Source organism: Pseudomonas sp. LRF_L74 (genome assembly GCF_965644255.1).
Taxonomy (GTDB): domain Bacteria; phylum Pseudomonadota; class Gammaproteobacteria; order Pseudomonadales; family Pseudomonadaceae; genus Aquipseudomonas.
Genome location: NZ_CBFFRH010000001.1, coordinates 959427 through 982230 on the forward strand (window position 1 = coordinate 959427; position 22804 = coordinate 982230).

Below are 22804 nucleotides of genomic sequence, written 5' to 3' on the forward strand. Positions count from 1 at the left end.
CATTGCCGCCCCATGAACGCCTACCGTCCCGCCCTCGCCTGGCTCCTGCTGACGCTGCTGTTGCTCAACGGCATCGCGTGCGGCATGGGTCACGGCCAGCCCGTTGCCGCCACCACGCCCGTGGCGCAGCTGGACTGTGGGCCGCATGCGACGCATGGCGGTGAGCCGGCTGGCACGACGCATCCCGCGCTGTTCCAGTTGGCGGGCGACTGTGTCTTCGCCAACTCGCTGCCCTTGGCGCTGCTGGCGCTGACTGTTCTCGGTTGGCTGAGCCGTATGCGGCGCGATGTCGTTGGCCAGCGTGCCCCGGCCTTCCTCCTGGCACCGCTGCGCGCCTTCCCCAGGCTCAATCCGCAGGCGCCCTAGGCGGCCGCGAGCTGGTCGTTTCCGTGGGGCTTGTTGCCCCTCACCCAGGTCCTGCCCGGAGGGCCTGGGTGAGGGGCAAAGCGCCGACACCGATCCTACTCGGGCACGTCACCATGAATCGTTCTGCCATGGCCGTTCGCGGCCGCTTTCCAGTCGCCCTGGGCATGCTGCTCAGGCGCCTGCATTTCTACATTGGCCTGTTCGTCGGGCCGTTCCTGCTGGTCGCCGCGCTCAGTGGCATCGGCTATGCCCTGACGCCGCAGATCGAGGCCCGCATCTATGCATCGGCCCTGCATGCCGACAGCCCTGGCCAGGCCATGCCGCTGGCCCACCAGGTGCAGGCGGCGCAGGCTTTCGTCGGCGCCGAATCGACGGTCTTCGCCGTGCGCCCGGCGCCCCATGCCGGCGATACCACACGGGTGATGTTCAGCGTGCCCGGCTATGGCGCCTCGGAAAGCCGGGCGATCTTCATCGACCCGGCCAGCGCCGAGGTCAAGGGTGATCTAAAGGTCTACGGCACCAGCGGCGTGTTGCCGATCCGCACCTGGCTCGACCAGTTCCATCGCAACCTGATGCTCGGCGAAGCCGGGCGCCTGTACAGCGAACTGGCCGCTTCCTGGCTGTGGGTCGCCGCCCTCGGCGGCCTGTACCTGTGGGCACAGCGGCGCGGCAGCGGGCGTGGCGTGCTGCAACTGCACAGCGTGCTGGGCCTGACCCTGTTGCTTGGCCTGCTGTTCTTTTCCGCCACCGGCCTGACCTGGTCGCGCCTGGCGGGCGACAACATCGGCGTGCTGCGCAAGGAATTCGGTTGGGCCACGCCCAGCGTCTCCACCCAGCTAGACGGCCAGGCCAAGGCAATGGCCGACGAGCACGCCGAGCACCATATGCAGATGATGGCCCATGAGCACGCTGGCCATGGCGTCGCGCCAATGATGTTCGACCACATGCTGCAAGCCGCGCGCGCGGCCGGCATCGACGCCGCCAAGGTGGAACTCCGGCCGCCGCAGAACGATACGAGTGCCTGGACGGTCAGCGAGGTCGACCGCAGTTGGCCGACCCAGGTCGATGCGGTGGCCATCGACCCGCGTAACCTGCAGGTCGTCGACCGGGTCGACTTCGCCCAGTACCCGTTGGCCGCCAAGCTCACCCGCTGGGGAGTGGATGCCCATGTCGGCGTGCTGTTCGGCCTGCCCAATCAGGTATTGCTGGCGCTGACCGGCGTCGGCGTGGTGCTGATGACCGGCCTTGGCTACCTGCTCTGGTGGCGGCGTTCATCCCGTGGCCGGCAGCCGACCCTGGTCGATGCCTGGCGTGCCTTCGGCCCGGGGGCGCGTGTCGGCATCGCGCTGGCTGGCGTGCTGCTGGGTATTTCCCTGCCGCTGTTCGGCATCTGCCTGCTGGCGTTCATCGCCTCCGATCTGATCGTGACGATGCGCCAGGGACGGCGACGGTTTGTCAGCCAGCAGGCCTGAGCGGCACTGGCGACGCCAGCCCAGCTATCGACGGGTCGGTGCCTGGCTGGGCGGCTTCGCCATGCTCATGGTGCTGCTCGGGCCGCTGATCGGCCAGGGCAGCGCGTGGCTGCACGGGGCTGGCCAGCATCACGCAAACAGTCAGATGTCGATGGCCGATTGCGGCATGGCTGGCATGCCCGCGATGGCGCATGGCGCCAAGCCGGCGAAGACCTTCCAGGCTGTCGACCTCGACGCCTGCGGTTACTGTTCCCTGTTGTTCCAGCACCCGGCGCTGGGCCGTTTCGACTTTTTCCTCGACCTGCCTGCCGCGCCCGGCAGTACCGACCTCGTCGTCATACGGCCGCTGCGCTCGCCGGCGGCACCGTTTTTCTCCAGCTCACGCAGTCGCGCACCGCCGCAATGGCTCGCCTGATCCAGACCGCTTCGAATCATTGGCTGCGCGACCGCGTCGTGCCGCCGTGCCTGTCCGTCTGCTTTCAACGAGTGAGCGATGACTTTTTCTTTCAAGCGTTACCTCTCCGCGCTGCTGTTCATGCCGATCTGCAGCCATCACGTCCTGGCCGAAGAGGCCGACACACTCAACCTGGCGCCGGTGCAGATCAGCGATGACGCCAGTGCCGATCCGCTGCACCTGGATCAGCCCAATGCCACCGGCAGCCGCCTTGGCCTGAGCGCGCGGGAAACCCCGGCCACGGTCGAGGTGAAGACCCAGGCCGACATGCAGCGCAAGGGCCTGCGCACCACCAAGGAGGCATTCGCCGACATCAATGGCGCCACCGTCGGCAACGTGCCGGGCAACCCGGCGGTGCTGAGCATGCGCGGCTTCACCGGCAACGCCGTGAATGTCCTGCAGGATGGGGTGCGCGTGGCTTCTTCGACCTTCACCACGCGTGATGTCGATACCTGGAACTACGAGCGCATCGAGGTGCTGAAAGGCCCGTCCTCGGTGCTCTACGGCGAAGGCGCCCTGGGCGGCGCGGTGAACATGATCACGCGCAAGGCCAGCCTCGACGGCCAGCAACTGGACGGCATGCTCAGCTACGGCAGCTTCGCTACCCGGCGCAGCGCCATCGGCGTCAACCAGCCGCTCAGCGACAGCGTGGCGGTGCGCGCCGACCTCGCCTACAGCCAGTCCGACAGCCTCTACGACGTCGAGGACCAGGACACCCGTTCCTTCGGCCTGACCAGTAGCCTGCTGTTCAAGCCCAACGACGACCTGTCGATGCTGGTCGCCTTCGACCACTTCTACGACAAGTACGCCTCCACCTACCAGGGCGCGCCGCTGGTGGCCGCCTCGGCGGCGAGCAACCCCAGCAGTATCGTCGACAACCCCTATGGCCTGGTGGTCGACCGCAGTGCCCGGCGTACCAACTACAACCCGGACGGCGCCAGCTCCGGGGCACGCAGCAACATGCTGCGCTGGACCACCGACCTGCGCCTGAACGATGACTGGACGCTGAACAACCTGTTCAGCTACTACGAGGCGCGGCGCACCTTCTTCCTCTCCGGCGAGCAGAACTACAACCGCAGCACGGGCAGGCTGGACCGCACGGTGCAGCGCATCAGCCACGACCACCAGTTCTGGAGCGAGCGCCTGAGCCTGGCCAACGATACGTTCATCGGTGGCCATCGCAATCGTTTCACGCTGGGCGGCGAGTACAGTTACACCGACTTTTCCAACCCCCGGCAGAACGGCACCCTCAGCTCGGTCGACCCACTCGCGCCGGATGTCGGCAGCATGCCGGGCAGCGCCGCCGCGAACTGGCCGGGCAGCGGCAAGAACCTGGTCTACCAGAGCAACGTGGAAAACTTCGCGCTGTTCAGCGAGGACGCCTTCAACCTGAGCGACGATTGGCTGCTGGTCGGCGGCCTGCGCTACGAGCGCATCGACCTGCGGCGCACCATCGACGACCTCAACCTGGGCACCGAACAGAAAAGCCACCCGACCTACGAGCCGTTCTCCTGGCGCCTGGGCACGGTGTACGAACTGACCCCGGAGGTGCAGCTCTACGGCCAATACAGCACGGCGGTGACGCCGGTGTCTTCGCTGCTGACGATCTCCACCGCCAACGGCGCCTTCGACCTGTCCAAGGGGCGCTCGGTGGAAGTCGGCTTCAAGGCGTCGTTGTTCGACGGCACGACCAGTGTGCTCGGTTCGCTGTACTGGATCGAACTGGACGACATCCTCACCCGCGACCCCAACGACTCGACCCTGACCGTGCAGGGCGGCACTCAAGTGTCGAAGGGCATGGAGCTGAGCCTGGCCAGCCAACTGACCCGCCAGTTGCGTGCCGACCTCGGCCTGGCGCTGGTCGATGCGCGCTACACCGAACTGCGCGAGGCGGGCGGTGCGGATCGTGCCGGCAATCATCCAGTCAACGTGCCGCACACCACCGCCAGCGCCGGCCTGACCTACACCTTCGACCGCCTGCCCGTGAGCATCGGCGCTTCGCTCAAGCATGCCAGCGGCTTTTATACCGACACCGCCAACACCTACTTCGTCAAAGGCCACACCCTGCTCGACGCCTCGCTCGCCTATGAGCTGAAGAACGCCACCGTGACCCTGCGCGGGCGTAACCTGACCAACCGTTTCTACGGTGAATACTCGGGTTATTCCTCGACCCAGGTGTACATCGGCGCACCGCGCAGCGCCGAGCTGGGGGTGACGTTCAGGTTCTAGGCCGCATTCCTCCCGGTCAGGCTGGGCAGCTTTGAGGCAGGAGCGGACACTCGTGCGGTGACTCTATTACGCGGTGTATTTAACCGTCATCCCCGCGAAGGCGGGGACCCAGAAGCGCTTTTTTATTTGGGCTCCCGCCTTCGCGGGAGTGACGGCAAATAATCTCGAACGTCCGCTCCTGCCTCCATACCGCCCCTCTGGCTGAAAATGGTAAGGCCCCTAGGCAATCACCTGCGTGTCGCTATAATGCGACTCACTATCAAATAGCTGCGATTCCCGGCAATGACCAAGTCCTCACCCGACACTGAGCTGATCGGTGCCCTGGCACTGCATTACGACGATCTGGTCGACTACATTCGCCGGCGTTTCCAGGGCAGCCAGTTCGCTCGCGAAGTGATCCACGATGTGTGCGTGCAACTGCTGGAGAAGCCCCCACAGCAGCCGATCAAGCTGCCGTTCGCCTTCCTGCGCAAAGCCTCGTTCAACCGCGCCATCGACCGTCGCCGCGCCGACTGTACCCGTGACGCGCGCTTCGAAGGCGTGGCCGAGATTCCCGACTGGCACGTGCATGAACTGGACGGCGCCGTGGCGCTGGACTTCGAGCAACAGCTCGATGCCTTGCTGGCGATCATCGACGCGCTGCCGGCACGGGCGCGCCAGGTGTTTCTGCTGCACCGCATCCACGACATGCCGCAACGTGAAATCGCCGAGGAACTGGGCGTTTCGGTGAACATGGTCACCCAGCATTTCGCCCGTGCCATGCGCATCATCGCCCGCGATTGGGAGCCGGCACGCCTGGCCCTGGCGGGTCGGCCATGAGCGATCCGCAGCGCCCCGAGCAGGATAATGCTCGCGACCCGCTGGCGCCCTTCGAGCAGGCGCTGCGTGCCCGCGTCCCGTCGCGCGAAGCATTGCTCGCCGAAGCCAAGGCGCAGACCGCACGCCAGCAGCGGCGCAAGCGCCTGGCCGGCGGCGCGTTGTCGATCCTGCTGCTGGGCGGCGCGGTGTGGCTGATCGACCCGGCGTGGCGCAGCGAGGACGTGCTCACTGCAATCGGCCAGCGGCATAGCCTGACCCTGGCCGACGGCAGCCAGGTCCAGCTCAACAGTGCCAGCCATTTGCGCGTGGAGCAGCGCCTGCGCAGCCGCCAGTTCGAATTGCTGGAGGGCGAGGCGACCTTCAGCGTGACCCATGGGCCCAAGCCCTTCATCGTGCGCAGCCAGGGTGTGGCCGTACGCGATATCGGCACGGTGTTCAACGTGCGCAGCGACAGCCGTGGCGTCGCTGTGGCGGTGCTCGAAGGCGCGGTCGAAGTCTCCGCCAGCGCCCTGTCGTCACGCCAGTTGCACGGCGGCGAACAGGTGCTGGCCAGCGATGGAGCCATCAGTGCGACCACGTTCGCCGACAGCGAGCGCGTCACGGCCTGGCAACACGGCAAGCTGCGTTTCGACGGCACTCCGCTGCGCGACGTGATCGCCGATATCCAGCGCTATCGCCAGGCCCCGATCCGCCTGGCCGACGAGCGACTCGGCGGCCTGCGCATGTCCGGCGAATACGACAGCGCGGCCATCGAGTCGCTGGTCAACCTGTTGCCATCGATCCTGCCGGTGCGCATTGCACGGGTCGCCGATGGCAGCGTCGTCGTTAGTGGCCGGTAGGCATTCGGATCGCTCCTGCACAAAGCATGGGAACGATCAGGAAAAATATTTTTCGCCCGACCTCAACATCGTCCAATGCTCATCCGCCACTCCCTGTGAATACCAATAACCAGATCGTTCCATGGGGAGTTTCATGAGCATCGCATCGACCCGTTTTCCCTCACGGCGCAGCCGCCTTTCCGTCCTCGTCGCCGGCTTGCTGCTGGCCTCGACCCTGCACGCCCAGGACGCCACCTACCCATTGGACCTGCCGGCCCAGCCGCTGGACCAGGCGCTCAACACCCTGGCCGGGCAGACCGGCAGCCGCATCCTGTTCGCGACCGATATCGCTGAAGGACTTAATGTGCCGGCCCTGAAGGGCGAGCTGAGTGTGGAGCAGGCGTTGCAGCGGTTGCTGCGTGGCACTGACCTGAAGTTGGAGAAGACGGGGGACGGCAGTTACGTCGTGGCGGCGCCTTCGCCAGATGTCGCCGCTCTTGAGATCGGCGTTGTATCTATTTCCGGCAAGGCGCCTGGTTCAACCACGGAGGGAACCGGGTCCTACACCACCTATTCCACCAGCAGTTCCACGCGTCTGAATCTGTCGCCGCAGGACACCCCGCAGTCGATAACCGTGCTGACCCGGCAGCGCATGGAGGATCAGAAGCTCGACAACATAATCGATGCACTGAACGCCACTGCGGGTGTCATCGTACAGAACTCCAACGTCGGTGCTGACAGCCCCGACTTCATGTCACGTGGCTCCAGGATCAACAATTTCCAGATCGACGGTGTACCGACCTCCTCCCTGTTGAGCAATGACCTGCACAGCACCGCCATCTATGACCGGGTAGAGGTGGTACGAGGCGCGAGCGGCATGATGAGCGGCCTGGGAATGCCATCGGCGACGGTCAATCTGATTCGCAAGCGACCCACTTACGAGCCTCAGGCCAACCTCACCGCCGAGGCGGGCAACTGGCAGCGCTATGGGAGTGGGATGGATGTTTCCGGGCCACTCAATGAAAGCGGCAGCATTCGCGGACGCCTGGTGGCCGACTACAAGCACCAGCATGCCTGGGTCGATCGTTACGAACAGGATTACTTCGTTCTGTACGGCGTCAGCGAATTCGATCTGAGCGACACGACCCTGCTCACCTTGGGCTTCAGCCATCTGACGCGGGACAGCAACTCGCAGTTCAGGGCCACGCCGCTGTTCTTCAGTAACGGACAGAGAATCAACTCCAGCGCAAACGATTACAAATGGCCTGAGTGGCTTCATTACGACCAAGAGCTGAACAATGCTTTCGTCTCTCTCGAACAGCAGTTTGGATCCGGCTGGAGCGGGAAAGTCGAGCTTAACTACACCCAGAATGAATACGATGCGCTTGTCACCAACATAAGGGGCGCGATCGATCAGGCCACGGGAACCGGGGCAACACTCTGGCCCTCTCGATGGATAAGCAATTCCGAGCAAATCGGCCTGGATGCCTATGCCACGGGCTCATTCTCTCTCTTCGGGCGTGAACATGAACTGATTACCGGGCTCACCCTGTCCGATCTTTGGGCCAAGGGCCCGAGTATGGGCTTGTCCCCCAGCTACGACAGGAACATTCCCAATTTCTATGACGTTGGCGCCATGCCCAAACCCGAATTCATCGACTACGGGAATAATGTGCGCAACGAATATCAGTACAGCGCCTATGCAAGCTCCCGCTTCCAACTGACAAACAGTACCAGCCTCCTCCTGGGGAGCCGTGTCATCGACTGGAAGCGAGTCATGGAATACCCGGGCGCTGAGGATGTCCGCAGCCGGGAAAGCGGAGTATTCATTCCCTATGTGGGCATCGTGCAGGCTCTGGACGACACCTGGTCGCTCTACGCCAGTTACACCAAGATATTCCAGCCGCAGGACGACTACGTAATCGAATACAACGGCACCCCCCTGAAGCCGGAAGAAGGCATCAGCTACGAAGCCGGTATCAAGGCCAGTTTCAATGATGGGCGTCTTACTTCCAGCCTGTCCGTGTTCAAGAACGAACAAGAGAACCTGGCAGTCTGGAATAACGATACGTTCATGTACGACGTTTCAGATTCCGCCACGACCGAGGGCGTGGAACTGGAGCTCAATGGAGAGCTGGCCGAAGGTTGGCAATTCACCAGTGGCTATTCCTATAGCGTCACCACTGACAAGGACAACGAGCGCATCCTCACGAGACTGCCCCGGCATAACCTGAAGACCTTCACCACCTATCGTATGCCAGGCGCTCTGAGCAAGCTCACGATAGGCGGCGGCATGAACTGGCAGAGCAGAATTGGTGAGGGCGTGTACTGGCAAGGCAGCTATGCACTGGTCAATCTGATGGCTCGCTATGAGATCACGGAGAATCTGACTGGCTCCGTCAATCTGAATAATCTGTTCGACAAGGAACATTTCACTTCCGTAAGCAGCGGCTACGGGTTCCATGGCGCGCCACGCAATTTCATGTTTTCACTGAAGTACAGCTATTGAGCGGGGAGGGTGGAACGGAGCGCGTAGCCAACGTGAGGCTTATCCGCCGATGATCGTTCACGCTCTGCGCGTGAACGATCGGTACACAACGAAACGCCCGCAACTCGCGGGCGTTCTGCTTTCAACTCGCCGCTTGCGGCTCTATTCCGGCACCGGCAAGGTCAGCGATTCCTTCACCTCTTCCATCACGATGTAGCTCTTCGACTCGCGCACGTGCGGCAGCTTGAGCAGGATGTCGCCGAGCAGCTTGCGGTAGCTGGCCATTTCGTTGATGCGCGCTTTCACCAGGTAGTCGAAGTCGCCACTGACCAAATGGCATTCGAGCACGTGGGGCAACTTGAGCACGGCGCGGCGGAATTCCTCGAAGGTGTCGCCGGACTTGTAGTCCAGGCTGATCTCGACGAACACCAGCAGGCTTGCCTTGAGGTTCTGCGGGTTGAGCCGGGCGTGGTAGCCCATGATGATGCCGTCGCGTTCCAGGCGGCGGACCCGCTCGGTGCACGGCGTGGTCGACAGGCCGACGCGCTCGCCCAGTTCGGTGAAGGATATGCGACCGTCCTCCTGTAGGATGCGCAGGATGTTGCGGTCGATCTTGTCCAGCTCGCGCCGGCTCTGGTGCTGGGTTCTCATGGTCGGTGCTCTGGCGGTGATTCGCTCGTTGCGAGAAATTGACCGAGAATATAGCCGGCCAGCCAGTGAAAAACACTGGCTTGATCGTGTGGTCATATGCTCCTAGCCAGTTCATTGAATGCAACCGTAGGGTGGACAACGCTCTTTTTGTCCACCCTACGAAACTAAAAACGTGTTGTCACATGTCGACACCCATGGAAGAGAGCTGTCATGCGCTCACGCCGCCTGACCTGGTTCCTGCTGATCGTCATCCTGCTCGTGGTGGGCGTGTGCCTGGCATTCAATCGCCTGCTGGTCGCTCAGGGGGTGACCCAGCTGGACTGGCACATGACTCGCGCCGGGCTGGTTGTGGATAAGTTGCAGGTGGAACGTGCTGCCGCCGATGGCAGTCGCCTCAGCCTGCAAGGCAATGCTATCGAGCTGGCCTGGCCGCGTTATCAAGACGGCCAACCGCTGCTTCCGTCCCTCGCTGCGCGAACTCTGACCATGAATTGGCAGCCGCCGACCGAGGCCGGGCAAGACGATGCAGCGCCCAGCGATCCCCAGGCCCTGCTCGACAACCTGCGCTGGATTCCCCTGTGCGTCGATATCGAATCCTTGAACCTCGACCTGCCCTGCGCCGCCGAACGCTGCCTGCTGCAAGGCGGCCTGCATCTCGACCAGAGCGCCCAGCCGGCCAGCCTGCGGGTCGAGTTGCATGAGGGCGAACGACTGTTCGTCGTGCAGTCGACCTTGCAATACCGCGACGAGCAATGGCAATTGCAGGCCGACGTGAGCCTCGACGGCAAGCCGCAACTGACGCTGTCCAGCCAGTTGCAGGGCGACGCCTGGAGCGGTCGTCTACAGCTCGAACAGTTGAGCGATACCCGTGGCCTGTTTGCCTGGATCAGCCAGTGGCAGGCGGCGGATGAACGTTTGCTGCATGCCGAGGCCGCCGCTCGCCTGACTGCCAACTGGCAGGTACAGCTGGTAGCCAATGATGACCCGCTGAGTTTGCAGCGGGTGCAGGACGGCAGTGGTCGCTTCGATCTCGACGCTTATCTACAAAGTCCGCAACTGCGCCAGGATGACCTGACCCTCAAGAGCCTGGCGGCGAACATCAAGCTGGACGGTCAGTTCGCCGAGCGGCGCGTGCAGATCAAGCTGCTGCCCGGCACCAGCCTGGCGGCAGGGCAGCTCGACGTGGGCAAGGCGATCACCGCGCAAACCGTGAAGATCGAACCGGCCGGTCTCGAATTGCAAGCCGGCGATCCACAACGACCGCTGCTGGCGCAAGGTCCGCTAAGCATCAGCGTCGGCACGTTGCAGCAGGCCAACCTGCATGCGCTTGGCTGGCGCTTCAAGGGCACGGTCGAGGCCGACCTGAGCCGGCAGAGCTGGCGCGGCAAGCTGAGCAACGATGCCGAGCTGGCGCTGGATATCGACGGCGTACGCACTGCCGATGGCACCGTCCAGTTGAATGCCGCGATGGGCGAGCTGTTCTTTCGCGCCGGCAATCCGCTGAGCAAGAGTTTCGTCGATTGGCCGGCGCTGCTGGAACTGGCCAACGGGCGCCTGCAAGGAAAACTGGCGCTACGCCTGCCACCGTCGGCGAAAGCGTTGTCGGCCGATGCCAGCCTGCAATTCAAGGGGCTCGACGGCATCTACGACCGCAGCGAGCTGCGCGGCGTGAGCGGCAGCGCCAACCTGGCGCTACGCGACAACCAGCTCAATCTGGAGTTGCCCGACCTGGCCGTGCAACAGGCCAACCCTGGCTTGCCCATTGGTCCGCTGAGTTTCCAGGGGCGTTATCAAACTACCTTGAGCGCGCCGTTGAGGGGCCGGGTGACCTGGCAGCAGGCACGTACCGGCCTGTTCGGCGGCGAAGTCTGGCTGGCACCGGGCGAGGTCGATTTGTCCCGTCCCGCGCAACGCTTGCCATTGCAGATCAAGGGCCTGCAACTGGCCGAGGTGCTGCGCGTCTATCCCGCCGAGGGCCTGGCCGGCACCGGTACCATCGACGGTCAGTTGCCGCTGCTGGTGGATGCCAGCGGGGTGCGGGTGGAGCAGGGCAGGGTCGCCGCCCAGGCGCCGGGCGTACTGCAATTCCGTTCGGAGAAGATCAAGGCGCTGGGGCGCAGCAACCCCGGCATGAAACTGGTGTCCGATGCGCTGGATGACTTCCATTACGAGGTGCTCGACAGCGCCGTCAGCTACGATCAGAACGGCAAGCTCACGCTCGGCCTGCGCCTGCAAGGCCGCAATCCGGACCTGGAGAAAGGCCGGCCGATCAACCTCAACGTCAACCTGGAAGAGGATGTGCCCGCCTTGCTGACCAGCCTGCAACTCACCGACAAGGTGAGCGAAACCATCCGCCAGCGCGTGCAGGAACGCCTGCGCCAGCGCAACAGCCCGGCGCCATGAGACGCCATGTCACCCACCAGGAGTTAGCCATGCGCCAGCGTGCGTCATTCATCGCTCTCGCGCTCGCCTGCTTGTGTGCCGCCTGTACCCCGACGGTGCAACTGGCGGTGCCCAACGAGCCGATCAACATCAACCTCAACGTGAAGATCGAGCACGAGATCTACATCAAGGTCGATAAGGCCCTGGATTCGATCATCAACGAGTCGAGCGGTCTTTTCTAAGGAGTCGCACATGAAACTGCGTAGCAAACTGGGCCTCGGCCTGATCGCCCTTTGCCTGAGCCTGCCGGCCCTGGCCATCAGCCTCAACGAAGCGATGTCGGCCCTGGGCTCGGCCAAGGCCGCCGGCCAGGTCGGCGAGCAGCCCGACGGCTACCTCGGGGTGGTCAACAGCAGCGGCCAGGCAGCGGACATCGCCGCCCAGATCAACCAGGCGCGCCGCGCCGAATACCAGCGCCTGGCCAAGGACAACGGCCTGCAACTGGGCGACGTCGAAGCCCTGGCCGGGCAGAAGGCGCTGGAGAAAACACCGTCGGGCCAGTACATCCAGGTCAATGGCAAGTGGGTGCGCAAATAGCAGACGGGTAAATCAACTGGTTGGCTGTAGTAAAAGCGGCATTATCTGGCGTTCCTGTTCCTGTATCCAGCCATTGCTGCGCTTTTAATCGCCAAATATAGCCATTTAAACGGTGAAAACGCCTGCTCGCGCCTTCCTATACTTGCCCGCATTAGATGCTTGGCTGATTTTCCACTGGCAGGGCCGGTGGTCTGGGAGGCGACGATGCGTGTTCTGGTACTTGGCAGCGGTGTGATCGGTACTGCCAGTGCGTATTACCTGGCCCGCCAGGGCTTCGAGGTGGTGGTGGTCGACCGCCAGGATGGCCCGGCCCTGGAAACCAGCTTCGCCAACGCCGGCCAGGTCTCGCCTGGCTATGCCTCGCCCTGGGCCGCGCCGGGCGTGCCGCTCAAGGCCATCAAGTGGCTGCTGCAAAAGCATGCGCCGCTGGCGATCAAGGCCACCGGCAGCCTCGACCAGTACCTGTGGATGGCGCAGATGCTGCGCAACTGCACTGCGGCTCGCTATGCGGTGAACAAGGAGCGCATGGTGCGCCTGTCCGAGTACAGCCGCGACTGCCTCGACGAATTGCGTGCGGAAACCGGCATCGCCTACGAAGAACGCCAGCTTGGCACTACCCAGCTGTTCCGCACCCAGGCGCAACTGGACAGCGCCGCCAAGGACATCGCCGTGCTGGAGCAGTCCGGTGTGCCTTATGAGCTGCTCGATCGTGCCGGTATCGCCCGGGTCGAACCGGCCCTGGCTGGCGTCACCGACAAACTCACCGGCGCCCTGCGCCTGCCCAACGACCAGACCGGCGACTGCCAGATGTTCACCGGCAAGCTGGCGCAGATGGCCCGTGACCTGGGGGTCGAATTCCGCTTCGGGCGTACCATCGAACGCCTGGACTTCGCCGGCGACCGCATCAACGGCGTGTGGGTCGATGGCAAGCTGGAGACCGCCGACCGCTACGTGCTCGCCCTCGGCAGCTACAGCCCGCACCTGCTCAAGCCGCTGGGCATCCAGTTGCCGGTCTACCCGCTCAAGGGCTATTCGCTGACCGTGCCGATCACCGACCCGGCGATGGCGCCGACCTCGACCATCCTCGACGAAACCTACAAGGTCGCCATCACCCGTTTCGACCAGCGCATCCGCGTCGGCGGCATGGCCGAGATCGCCGGTTTCGACCTGTCGCTCAACCCGCGTCGCCGCGAAACCCTGGAGATGATCACCGCGGATCTTTATCCACAGGGCGGCGACCTCAGCCAGGCGAGCTTCTGGACCGGCCTGCGCCCGGCCACTCCGGACGGCACGCCGGTCGTGGGCGCCACCGCATTTCGCAATCTGTTCCTCAACAGCGGACACGGTACCCTTGGCTGGACCATGGCCTGCGGCTCCGGTCGCCTGCTCGCCGACCTGATGGCGAACAAGCAACCGCAGATCAGCGCCGCAGGCCTGGACATCTTCCGTTATGGCAATTCCAAGGAGAACCACAAGCATGTCCATCCAGCGCCTGCGCACTGAAAAGCGCTTCAGCGAAATCGTGATCCACAACGGCACCGTCTACCTGGCGGGGCAACTGGCTGACGACTACAGCGGCGACATCCGCGCGCAGACCCGCGAGACCCTGGCCAATATCGATCGTTTCCTGGCCGAGGCTGGCAGCGACAAGTCGAAGATCCTTTCGGTGACCATCTACCTCAAGGACATCGCCGTTGACTACGCCGGTCTCAACGAAGTGTGGGATGCCTGGGTCGCCGAAGGCACGGCGCCAGCGCGTGCCTGTGTCGAAGCGGCGCTGTACGACCCTCGCGTACGGGTCGAGATGACCGTGGTCGCCGCCCAATCCTGATGCTGTCGGCCCGCTGCGGCGGGCCATTCCGATAACCAGAAAAGAAGTAGCGAACCATGCGCCCCGCCCGTGCCCTGATCGACCTGCAAGCCCTGCGTCACAACTACCGGTTGGCCCGTGAGGCGAGCGGGGCGCGAGCGTTGGCGGTGATCAAGGCCGATGCCTACGGGCACGGCGCGGTGCGCTGCGCCCAGGCCCTGGGCGACGAGGTCAATGGTTTCGCCGTGGCCTGTATCGAGGAAGCGCTGGAGCTGCGCGAGTCAGGTATCCGCCAACCTATCCTGTTGCTCGAAGGCTTCTTCGAGGCGGACGAGCTGGGATTGATCGAGCGCCACGACCTGTGGACCGTGGTGCATTCCAACTGGCAGATCGAAGCCATCGAGAAAGCCGCGTTGCAACGCCCGCTCACCGTCTGGCTCAAGCTCGACTCGGGCATGCACCGGGTTGGCCTGCACCCGGCCGAGTACCGCGACGGCTACCAGCGCCTGCTGGCCAGCGGCAAGGTGGCCAAGGTGGTGCTGATGACCCACTTCTCCCGTGCCGACGAGCTGGACAGCACGCGCAGCGCCGAGCAGGTGGCGGTGTTCGAGCAGGCCCGGGCGAGCCTGGGCAGCGAAGTCAGCCTGCGTAATTCGCCTGCGATCATGGGCTGGTCGCAGCTGTTTCCCGAGCAGTCGGCGAACGATTGGGTACGGGCCGGCATCATGCTCTATGGCGCCACGCCGTTCGAACAGACGCAGGCCGTGGCCGAGCGCCTGCATCCGGTGATGACCCTGGAGTCGAAGATCATCGGCGTGCGCGAGCTGCCGGCTGGCGAGCCGGTCGGTTACGGCGGGCGCTTCATCAGCGAGCGGCCGACCCGGGTCGGCGTGGTCGCCATGGGCTATGCCGACGGCTATCCCCGCCACGCGCCCACCGGCACACCGGTGGCCATCGACGGCAAGCCGGGCAGTTTGATCGGTCGCGTGTCCATGGACATGCTCACGGTCGACCTCACCGACCTGCCGCATGCCGGCCTCGGTAGCCGGGTCGAACTCTGGGGCCGTGACGTGCTGGCCAGCGATGTCGCCATCCAGGCTGGCAGCATTCCCTACCAACTGTTCTGCAACCTCAAGCGGGTGCCGCGAATCTACTGCGGGGGCTGATCGGGCAGGGGGCCCCGTTTCGTCGGATGGCGACTTGGACGGGGCAGGCTTTAATGGGCAAGACGTTGTAAATACTGAACGTCGGGCCCATGATACGGCCACTTTTCCCTACCCGTTCCTCAAGGAGGACACCCGCATTGGACGTCGGCGTTCGACTGCAATCCATTCGCAAGCTCAAGGGCCTTTCCCAGCGTGAACTCGCCAAGCGGGCAGGCGTGACCAACAGCACCATTTCCATGATCGAGAAGAACAGCGTCAGCCCCTCGATCAGTTCGTTGAAGAAGGTACTGGGCGGCATCCCGATGTCGCTGGTGGAATTCTTTTCCCTTGAGATGGAGCAGGAGAACCAGCCCCAGGTGGTCTATCGCGCCGCCGAGCTGACCGACCTGTCGAGCGGCGCCGTGGCCATGAAGCTGATCGGCAAGGCGCATCCGAGCCGGGCGATCACCTTCCTCGACGAGACCTACCCGCCAGGTTCCGACACCGGCGACGAAATGCTCGCCCACGATGGCGAAGAGGCCGGCATGCTGCTCGAAGGCCAGCTCGAACTGACGGTCAACGGCCAGGTGTTCGTGCTCGAACCGGGCGACGGCTACTACTTCGAAAGCAGCAAGACCCATCGTTTCCGCAATCCCTTCGACAAACCGGCGCGGCTGATCAGCGCGACGACGCCGGCGAATTTCTAAGCACCTGTCCACGATCTTGGCGAGCTCGTTCGAATGGCGGCTTCGAGGCCACTGCGGACATTCGTTATTCCGTCATTCCCGCGAAGGCGGGAACCCAGAAGACTCGGTGCATTTGGATGGTTCCCCTTCGGGCCAGCGCAAGCGCTGTCCAGCGATGGAGCCGCTGTCCCGCCTTCGCGGGAATGACGATTGAGTGTGGACCGGGTGTTCGTGGAACGACCGCTCCTGCCTCAACCCATCCTGCGTTTCCCGTTCAGCCTTAAGCGTTTTGATCGGCTACTCGCTTTGATGCAGATGCACCGCCAGCCATACCGCGCCCACTGAAGTCTGCTCGACCCGGTGCGGCATGCCGGCGGGCAGGAACAGGTGGTCGCCCGGCTGTAGTTCGACGCGTTCGCCATCCACCGTCATTACGGCATGGCCCTGGAGCAGGGTGACCCACTCGTCCTGCTCCTGCACGTAGTCGATCGGCTCGGCCACACCGGAGCTGACGATGCGTTCGATCACCAGGTTGCGATGGCTGAGCAGTGCCTCGAAGCGCTCGCCTTGGGCGGGCGCGGCGCTGTCCTGGTACAGGTTGCCGATGTTCATCTGTGTTTCCTTCATCAGGTCTTGCCCAGGCGCGGGCTGCCGGCGACCAGCAAGTGCCCGTGCTCCTCGCAGTAGAGCTCTTCGTACCAACCGTAGTGGGGGTCATTGCACAGGCCATGACGCAGGGGCGTCGGCACGTGGCGCACATCGCTCCTGAAGTCATGCCGCAGCGAGGCGAACACCGAGCCGCGCGCTGGCCAGTCGGTGCGCTCCGGCTGCCGGGCCAGCACGTTGCCGCGCCTCAGCTCGGTGCTCAGCACGCGGGCCAGCTCCGGGCACAGGCTGGCCGGGGTGGGTGTCCTCATGGTGTGTCCCTGGGGTCGAGATTCCTGGCGTAACGCTGCACGATCACCACACTAGTGCCGCTGGGGACGGTAATACGCATCCCACAACCGGTTGCGGAATTTGTAGCCAGGATCGATGCGTTGCTTGAGCGCGAAGAACTCTGGCGCACGAGGGTAGGCCTGGAGAAACTGCTCGCGGCTGGCATGGATCTGGTAGGGCAGGTAGTAGCGACCGCCGCAGGCCAGCGCCGCGGCGATCAGGTCGCGGGTCCAGGCTGCGGTCTTCCGGCGTTCGCTCTCGGAACTGCCCTGGCGGTAGTAGAGCACCAGGGCGAAGGTTTCTTGCGGCGCCCAGGCCAGCAGGGTGCCGGGGTCGGCCTTGGCATGGCGGATGGAGACGTTGATCAGGGTGGCATCGTGCTGGCGCGTCAACCGAGCCAATTCGCCGATGAAATGCTCCAGTTGCTCGGGGGCGACGAAATATTCCTGCAGCACATAGCTGAAGTCCGGCCCGGAGATCGGCGCTAGTTCGGCGACGTCGAGACTGGCTTCGTGGTTGCGCCATTGCACCTTGGGGCGCTTGTAGAGCAACGGGTCGAGCACGGCTTCGCGCAGCAGCAGGCCGGGACGCGAAGCGCTCAGGCGAATGCCGCCTTGCTGCAGGCGATAGGACTGATCGAGCGGTGTCAGCCGCGCGGGCTCGGTCAGCGCGGCATCGGTGCGCCGGTAGGACACTGCGCGCACGGTGGCGAAGTCGTTGAGATACAGGATGCCGTTATGCATCAGCACATCATCCTGCGTGGCGACATTGCGGGCGAACCAGGAACGGTATTCGCCCAGCGGCATGACCTGGCTTTCCCGCGCCAGGCGGGTATTTTCCACCAGGCCGAGAGTCGCCTCGACGATGACCCCAAGGCCGCCATAGCCGCCAATGGCACCATAGAACAATTCTCTGTTCTGGCTGGGGCTGGCCTCGATCAGGCTGCCGTCGGCCAGTACCAGGCGAATCGAACGGACCGAGCCCACCAAGGGTCCTTCGCCGACGTAACGCCCATGCACGTTGACCGATAGCGAACCGCCGACCGTGAAGTTGGCGTAGGACTGCATGATCTGCGGCGAAAGGTCGTGCGGATCTATGTATTCGAGCAAGGCACGCCAGGTGATGCCGCTCTGCACGCGGATTTCGCGGCGCTCGCTGGACAATTCGAGAACCCGGTCCAGATGGCGCATGTCCAGTTGCAGGGTGCCTTCGGTGGCCGTCTGCCCGCCCATGCTGAAGCGGCCGCCGCCAATGCTGATCGGCCCGGCGTGCTGGCGGACTGCGTCGACCACGTCTTGTACCGTGGACGGCGTGAGCACCTGCTCGACCCGGATCGGATTGAGTCCGGTCACGTCGTTGACCGTGACATCGGCTGCCGCTACGAAGCTGAGCAGCCACAGGCAAATCATCAGGTGTCGCATCAACCATCCCTGGCCATGGAAAAGGGGCGGTTATCTTGTCTCTTTGCCGATGCGTTGGCCAGCGAGCCATCCCAGGAGCGTGAAGACGGTCAGGACTCCAGTTGCCTGGCCAGGGCCTGGACCTGTAGATGGCGCTCGGCATCTTCCAGGCGGGCAGCGGGATTGAGCGATGACCATTCGGGGTGGGCGCGTGCCTTGCGCAGGGCGTCCGGCAATTTGCCTTCGCGCCAGCTCTGGTCGCGGGGCGCGTCCAGTTGGATGGCCTCGGTGGCGGCATGGCCCCGGGCGCCGAGTGCCGCGAGCAAGTGGCGCTGGCGCAGGGCGAGCAGGCGCAGCACGCCATCGTCGAGGGTCAGTTCGCGTTGCCCGCGCAGCTTGCCGAGCAGGCGCCCGCCATAGTTGCGCGCGGTCTGCAGGCCGCCACCGGCGAGCGCGCCGAGCAAGGCCGCGCCGCCCAGGGTGATGCCGCCGACCAGCAGGTCGATGCCGGCGCCGGCCGCCGCGCCCGCGGCCATGCCGCCACCGACCTTCACCCCTAGCTGACGCAGGGTTTCCGGGTTGAACAGGTCGTCGCCCCAGCGCCCGCCGGCCAGCGGCAACTCGCTGGCCCGGGCGTCGTCCTTGCGGAAGGCGTACAGGCGCAGCAGGGCTTCGACGCAGCCCTGTTCGCGCTGGCGAATGGTTTTGTGCAGGTCTTCGACCTGGCGTTGTTCGAGGCCCGCTTCGCTGGCGACGCTGCGCCGGCAGGCGGCGCAGTCGATCAGCAGTTCGGCGATCAACCGCGTGCCGGTCTGCTGGCGGGCGATGGCCTGGGCTTCGTGGTCGAGGATCAGGCGTTCCAGCTTCGGCCGCGCGCTTTCCAGCAGCAGGGCCAGGCTTTCGTACAGGCGCCGTTCACCGTCGATGGGCGGCGCCACGGTGTCGAACCGCACCAGCGCATGCAGGCCAAGGCGCGCCAGGGCTTCGCGCCACTCCGACTCGCGCTGTTGGGGATGAGCGCTGAAGTTGAGCACGGGCAGCAAGGGCTTGCCGCAAGCGGCCAGCACGCTGAGCTCGTCGCGGTACTTGGCCAGCACCGGCTCGCGGGCGTCGATCACGTAGAGGCCGGCGTCCGAGGCGAGTAACTGGCGCAGCACCTTGGCTTCCTGTTCGAAACGCTGGCGGGCTTCGGCGCCATCCAGAAAGCGCGCGGTGCGCGCCGGGCCGTCGAGGCGTTCGCCGGGGCGCTCCAGGCGCTCCAGGTAATCGAGCAGGGCGATGGCGTCTTCCAGGCCGGGCGTGTCGTAGAGATCGAGCAGCGCCTCGCCGGCCACCGACAGGCGCGCGCCTTCGACATGGCGGGTGGTGCTGGGGCGATGCGAGACTTCGCCGAAATCGACATCACGGGTCAGGGTACGCAGCAGCGAGGTCTTGCCGACGTTGGTGTGACCGACCACGGCGAGTTTGAGGGCATTAGTCATGGCCACTCTCCAGCCAGGCCAGCGGTGCGCAGTCGGCCCAGCGCAGGCCGCGTTCGTCCAGGGCCGCATGCCAGTCGCCGAGGCGCTGGCTGTCGAGGCTTTCGCCGGCTGGCGGTTGCAGCAGCCAGATCCGCGTCTCGTGAGCACTGCGCGCCAGCTCTTCGAGCAACGCCAGGGTGCCGCGGTCGGGCGAGCGGCGTGGGTCGCAGGCGATGGCCAGGCGTTCGGGCGGAAAGCGGCCGAGTTGTTCGAGCAGTTGCTGGCGTTGTTCGCGACTGTCGAGGATGCCCGCATCGGCCACGCCTTTGGGCAATGCGGGTGGCCAGGCGCGCAATGGGTCGAGTTCGATGGCGACCAGCAGGGCACCGTTGCCGCTGATGGGCTGGGTATCGAGTGGCGTGCGGGCGAGATCGGCGGGCGCCTGGTCGATCACCCCCAGCCGCTCGCTGGGCGGATGCAGGCGCTCGGCGAGCAGGCGGTAGCCGGGCTGCTCCAGATCCAGGCGTAGCTGGGCGCTGCCGCGCTGCCATTGCCAGAGGCACAGCAGCAGGAGCAGCAGGCGCGGCAGCAGGCCGAAGACCAGCAGCACGCCAAGCAGCCAGCCGGCCCAGGCATGTCGCGCGCCTTCGCTGGCCAGGGCGCCGGCACCGCTGGCCTGGATGGTCAGCGCATCGGGCACCGGGAAGCCGAGCAGCGCCGGTAGCGCGCCGAGTCCTTGGGTCAGGGCGACGAAGGTCTGGCTGCCGAGCAGGGTGGTTTCCCAGACGAAGCCGTAGCGACGTGTCGACAGCAGGGCAAGCAGCATCAGCAATGCGCAACCCAGCACCACCAGCCACAGGCCGTTCACCAGCAAGCCGAGCAACCAGCGGTTCAGTTGCCGTCGTTGCAGCAGCAGGACCAGGGCGGGCGCCAGTTGCGCGGCCCTGGCATCGCGGGCGAGTTTGGCGCTGAGCCACCACCACAGCCGGCCGAGCGCCGCACCCTGGTCGCCCGCCAGCAGCAGGCTGATCAACCAGCCGCTCAGCATCAGGATATGCACGCCGAGCAGACTGCCAAGGGCCCAGAACACGTTGACCGGGCGTTGCCCATCGCCCAGCGCCGCGACGCCAAGGCCGGCACCGCTGGCCAGGGCCAGGATGACCAGCACCAGCAGGGCCAGCCGTGCGCCTTGCAGCCAGTGGCGCAACGCCTGGCGTTGGCCATCGCGCTTGGCGAGCCAGAGGGCGCGGGCTTCGATGCGTTGGCCCAGGTCCTGGCCGGCCAGGCGGGCATGGCGATTGGCCTCGCTGTCTTCCAGCGGGCCGGCGTGTTCTTCGCGCAGGCGAATGGTTTCGCACAGCCACAGGCGTTGCAGCGGGGTAAGAGGACTGTCGGACACGCGGTTTCCCTTCCACCGGGGTGAAGTGGAAGGATAACCCGTAACGGCGATCGATAAGAGCGCTTGAGGCTGGACGCTAGGGTCTGTTGCCGTTTCGGCGCAAGCCGCGTTGTCGCGAGAAATAACCCCCGGTTAGGCGCAGGACGCAGGCAATGGTCATTCCCTTACCAAGTCCTGCAACGACAGCGGGGGTTATTTCTCGCACAACCCGCAGGGCCGGGCCCGTTTTTATACGATGCAGCGTTACTCGATGGCTCATTTAGCTCACTAAACTTCGCATCTCGCGCCTCGCCTCGTATAAAAACGGGCTCCGGCGCGGTCGCGACGAAACGGCAACAGACCCTAGGCCGTCGTTCAGCGGCCCGTCTTGGTGCGTAGGCGCACCGCGATATCCGGCTGGTCGATGAACAGGCCGTCGATGCCGGCGTCGAGGAAGGCGCGGATCTCCTTGTCGATGTCGCCGCGTTCGTCGAGCTTGTCGCTGCTGCGCAGGTCAGTGGGCAGGAAGTTGTTTTCCGCGCGGAAGGTGAACGGATGCACCAGCAGGCCCGCCGCGTGAGCGTCGGCGACGAAGGTGGTCGGCTGGCCGAGGTTGCCATTGGCGTCACGCGGGATGATGTAGCCCTTCTCCGGGCCGACACCGCTGGCGTAGCGGGCGATGTCCTTCAGGCCCTTGGCCGTCGCCATCTGGGCGTAGCTCAGGCCGGTACCTTGCACCACCTGGTCGTAGGGCTGGCCGGCGTCGAACAACTGCACCAGGCGGATCGAGGTCTGCTTGCTCAACTGCTGCAGGTTGCCGACTTCGAACGACTGGATGTAGACCGGGTCGCGCCGGTCACGGTAGCCGTTGCGTTGCAGGGTGTTCAGCAGCGGCTGTTCCAGGGCCAGGCCGAGCTGCTGGAAGTGGGTCGGGTGCTTGGTCTCGATGTACAGGCCGATGCGTCGGTGCTGGCTCTTCTGCAGGCTTTTCACCAGCTCGATGATTTCCTGCAAGGTGGGAATCTCGAAGGTGCCGTCCAGGCGTGCGTTGCCCGGACGGAATTGTGGAATGCGCTCGATGGCGCGCAGGGTCTTGATCTCGGCGAGGGTGAAGTCTTCGCTGAACCAGCCGCTGAGGCTGACGCCATCGACGCTCTGGGTGCGCTTGCGCTCGGCGAATTCCGGGTGCTCGGCGACATCGGTGGTCAGGTCGAGCTGGTTGTCGTGACGGGCGACCAGTTGCCCGTCACGGGTCGAGACCAGGTCCGGCTCGATGTAGTCGGCGCCCTGCAGCGCTGCCAGTGCGTAGGCGGCCAGGGTGTGTTCGGGCACGTAACCGCTGGCACCGCGATGGCCGATCACCAATGGTTTGCCTTCGCCACGTGGGTGATGACCCTTGGTGCTACGGGGCTGCTCGGCGGCCCAGTCGATGGCGGATTGCACCGGGTCCGGCGCGGAGAAGGCACTGAGAGGCAACGTCAGGCTGCAGACCGCCAGCCAATGCCGCAGGGTGGAGTGACAGGACATGGCTGGTCTCCTTGCGGTATGAGGGAGCGCAAGACTGCCATCGAACAGATGACGATTCGTCGAGTGTTCTGTTTTCGAATGTAACGGGAGAGCACAGGCCGCAGTTGTCGGATGGCTGTCGCTCCACGCATCCTGCGGGCAGAAACGACGCCGCTGCGCTCGCTTGTCCGCGCCCCTCTGGTATCC

The 22804-nt window shown here is 64.7% G+C and carries 21 protein-coding genes; 14 read left to right on the plus strand and 7 right to left on the minus strand.

Going from position 1 to position 22804, the window contains the following annotated elements; translation table 11 throughout:
- Positions 1 to 12: 12 nt before the first annotated feature.
- From ACSZPK_RS04460 to ACSZPK_RS04490, 7 genes are all read left to right on the plus strand, one after another.
- Positions 13 to 366 (plus strand): hypothetical protein, encoded by a 354-nt coding sequence (locus ACSZPK_RS04460; RefSeq protein WP_437880169.1) that lies wholly within the window; start codon positions 13 to 15, stop codon positions 364 to 366.
- Between the two features lie 113 nt (positions 367 to 479).
- On the plus strand, positions 480 to 1838 hold the full coding sequence (locus ACSZPK_RS04465; protein WP_437880170.1) for a PepSY-associated TM helix domain-containing protein: 1359 nt from the start codon (positions 480 to 482) through the stop codon (positions 1836 to 1838).
- A complete protein-coding gene (locus ACSZPK_RS04470) occupies positions 1819 to 2253 on the plus strand; it encodes a DUF2946 domain-containing protein (RefSeq protein WP_437880171.1) in 435 nt (144 codons plus the stop codon). The genes ACSZPK_RS04465 and ACSZPK_RS04470 overlap by 20 nt, the downstream gene beginning before the upstream one ends.
- 78 nt (positions 2254 to 2331) lie before the next feature.
- A complete protein-coding gene (locus ACSZPK_RS04475) occupies positions 2332 to 4521 on the plus strand; it encodes a TonB-dependent receptor (protein WP_437880172.1) in 2190 nt (729 codons plus the stop codon).
- Positions 4522 to 4803: 282 nt separating this feature from the next.
- Positions 4804 to 5340, plus strand: coding sequence for a sigma-70 family RNA polymerase sigma factor (locus ACSZPK_RS04480; protein ID WP_437880173.1), 537 nt, complete (start codon positions 4804 to 4806; stop codon positions 5338 to 5340).
- Positions 5337 to 6179 (plus strand): FecR family protein, encoded by an 843-nt coding sequence (locus ACSZPK_RS04485; RefSeq protein ID WP_437880174.1) that lies wholly within the window; start codon positions 5337 to 5339, stop codon positions 6177 to 6179. The genes ACSZPK_RS04480 and ACSZPK_RS04485 overlap by 4 nt, the downstream gene beginning before the upstream one ends.
- A 133-nt stretch (positions 6180 to 6312) precedes the next feature.
- Positions 6313 to 8667: a TonB-dependent siderophore receptor gene (locus tag ACSZPK_RS04490; RefSeq protein WP_437880175.1), complete on the plus strand. Its 2355-nt coding sequence runs from the start codon at positions 6313 to 6315 to the stop codon at positions 8665 to 8667.
- 141 nt (positions 8668 to 8808) lie between these two features.
- Here ACSZPK_RS04490 and dadR read toward each other — a convergent pair whose 3' ends face one another.
- A complete protein-coding gene (gene dadR, locus ACSZPK_RS04495; protein WP_437880176.1) occupies positions 8809 to 9297 on the minus strand; it encodes a transcriptional regulator DadR in 489 nt (162 codons plus the stop codon).
- Positions 9298 to 9507: 210 nt separating this feature from the next.
- Between dadR and ACSZPK_RS04500 the strand changes: the two genes are divergently transcribed.
- The 7 genes from ACSZPK_RS04500 to ACSZPK_RS04530 all read left to right on the plus strand — a co-directional run bounded on the left by ACSZPK_RS04500 (position 9508) and on the right by ACSZPK_RS04530 (position 15938).
- A complete protein-coding gene (locus ACSZPK_RS04500) occupies positions 9508 to 11700 on the plus strand; it encodes an intermembrane phospholipid transport protein YdbH family protein (RefSeq protein WP_437880177.1) in 2193 nt (730 codons plus the stop codon).
- A gap of 29 nt (positions 11701 to 11729) precedes the next feature.
- A complete protein-coding gene (locus ACSZPK_RS04505) occupies positions 11730 to 11921 on the plus strand; it encodes a YnbE family lipoprotein (RefSeq protein WP_437880178.1) in 192 nt (63 codons plus the stop codon).
- 10 nt (positions 11922 to 11931) lie between these two features.
- Positions 11932 to 12276 carry a YdbL family protein gene (locus ACSZPK_RS04510; RefSeq protein ID WP_437880179.1) on the plus strand — a complete coding sequence of 115 codons (345 nt, stop codon included), beginning with the start codon at positions 11932 to 11934 and terminating at the stop codon, positions 12274 to 12276.
- A 204-nt stretch (positions 12277 to 12480) separates the two neighbouring features.
- Positions 12481 to 13779, plus strand: a complete 1299-nt coding sequence (gene dadA / locus ACSZPK_RS04515; RefSeq protein WP_437880180.1) for a D-amino acid dehydrogenase — start codon at positions 12481 to 12483, stop codon at positions 13777 to 13779.
- The gene (locus ACSZPK_RS04520) at positions 13754 to 14107 is read left to right on the plus strand and encodes a RidA family protein (protein ID WP_437880181.1); all 354 of its coding nucleotides are present in this window, start codon (positions 13754 to 13756) and stop codon (positions 14105 to 14107) included. The genes dadA and ACSZPK_RS04520 overlap by 26 nt, the downstream gene beginning before the upstream one ends.
- A gap of 56 nt (positions 14108 to 14163) precedes the next feature.
- The gene (gene alr / locus ACSZPK_RS04525) at positions 14164 to 15252 is read left to right on the plus strand and encodes an alanine racemase (RefSeq protein WP_437880182.1); all 1089 of its coding nucleotides are present in this window, start codon (positions 14164 to 14166) and stop codon (positions 15250 to 15252) included.
- Positions 15253 to 15389: 137 nt separating this feature from the next.
- On the plus strand, positions 15390 to 15938 hold the full coding sequence (locus ACSZPK_RS04530) for a cupin domain-containing protein (RefSeq protein WP_437880183.1): 549 nt from the start codon (positions 15390 to 15392) through the stop codon (positions 15936 to 15938).
- A 276-nt stretch (positions 15939 to 16214) separates the two neighbouring features.
- On the opposite strand, the gene ACSZPK_RS04535 is transcribed toward ACSZPK_RS04530, so the two are convergent.
- The 6 genes from ACSZPK_RS04535 to ACSZPK_RS04560 all read right to left on the minus strand — a co-directional run bounded on the left by ACSZPK_RS04535 (position 16215) and on the right by ACSZPK_RS04560 (position 22618).
- Complete coding sequence (locus tag ACSZPK_RS04535; RefSeq protein WP_437880184.1) at positions 16215 to 16529, minus strand: cupin domain-containing protein; 315 nt, start codon at positions 16527 to 16529, stop codon at positions 16215 to 16217.
- A gap of 14 nt (positions 16530 to 16543) precedes the next feature.
- The gene (locus ACSZPK_RS04540) at positions 16544 to 16834 is read right to left on the minus strand and encodes a hypothetical protein (RefSeq protein ID WP_437880185.1); all 291 of its coding nucleotides are present in this window, start codon (positions 16832 to 16834) and stop codon (positions 16544 to 16546) included.
- A gap of 51 nt (positions 16835 to 16885) precedes the next feature.
- A complete protein-coding gene (locus ACSZPK_RS04545; protein WP_437880186.1) occupies positions 16886 to 18274 on the minus strand; it encodes an FAD-binding oxidoreductase in 1389 nt (462 codons plus the stop codon).
- 89 nt (positions 18275 to 18363) lie between these two features.
- The gene (locus ACSZPK_RS04550) at positions 18364 to 19734 is read right to left on the minus strand and encodes a GTPase/DUF3482 domain-containing protein (protein WP_437880187.1); all 1371 of its coding nucleotides are present in this window, start codon (positions 19732 to 19734) and stop codon (positions 18364 to 18366) included.
- Positions 19727 to 21112, minus strand: coding sequence for a DUF2868 domain-containing protein (locus tag ACSZPK_RS04555; protein WP_437880188.1), 1386 nt, complete (start codon positions 21110 to 21112; stop codon positions 19727 to 19729). The genes ACSZPK_RS04550 and ACSZPK_RS04555 overlap by 8 nt, the downstream gene beginning before the upstream one ends.
- A gap of 354 nt (positions 21113 to 21466) precedes the next feature.
- Positions 21467 to 22618 (minus strand): glycerophosphodiester phosphodiesterase, encoded by a 1152-nt coding sequence (locus ACSZPK_RS04560; protein WP_437880189.1) that lies wholly within the window; start codon positions 22616 to 22618, stop codon positions 21467 to 21469.
- Between the last annotated feature and the right edge of the window lie 186 nt (positions 22619 to 22804).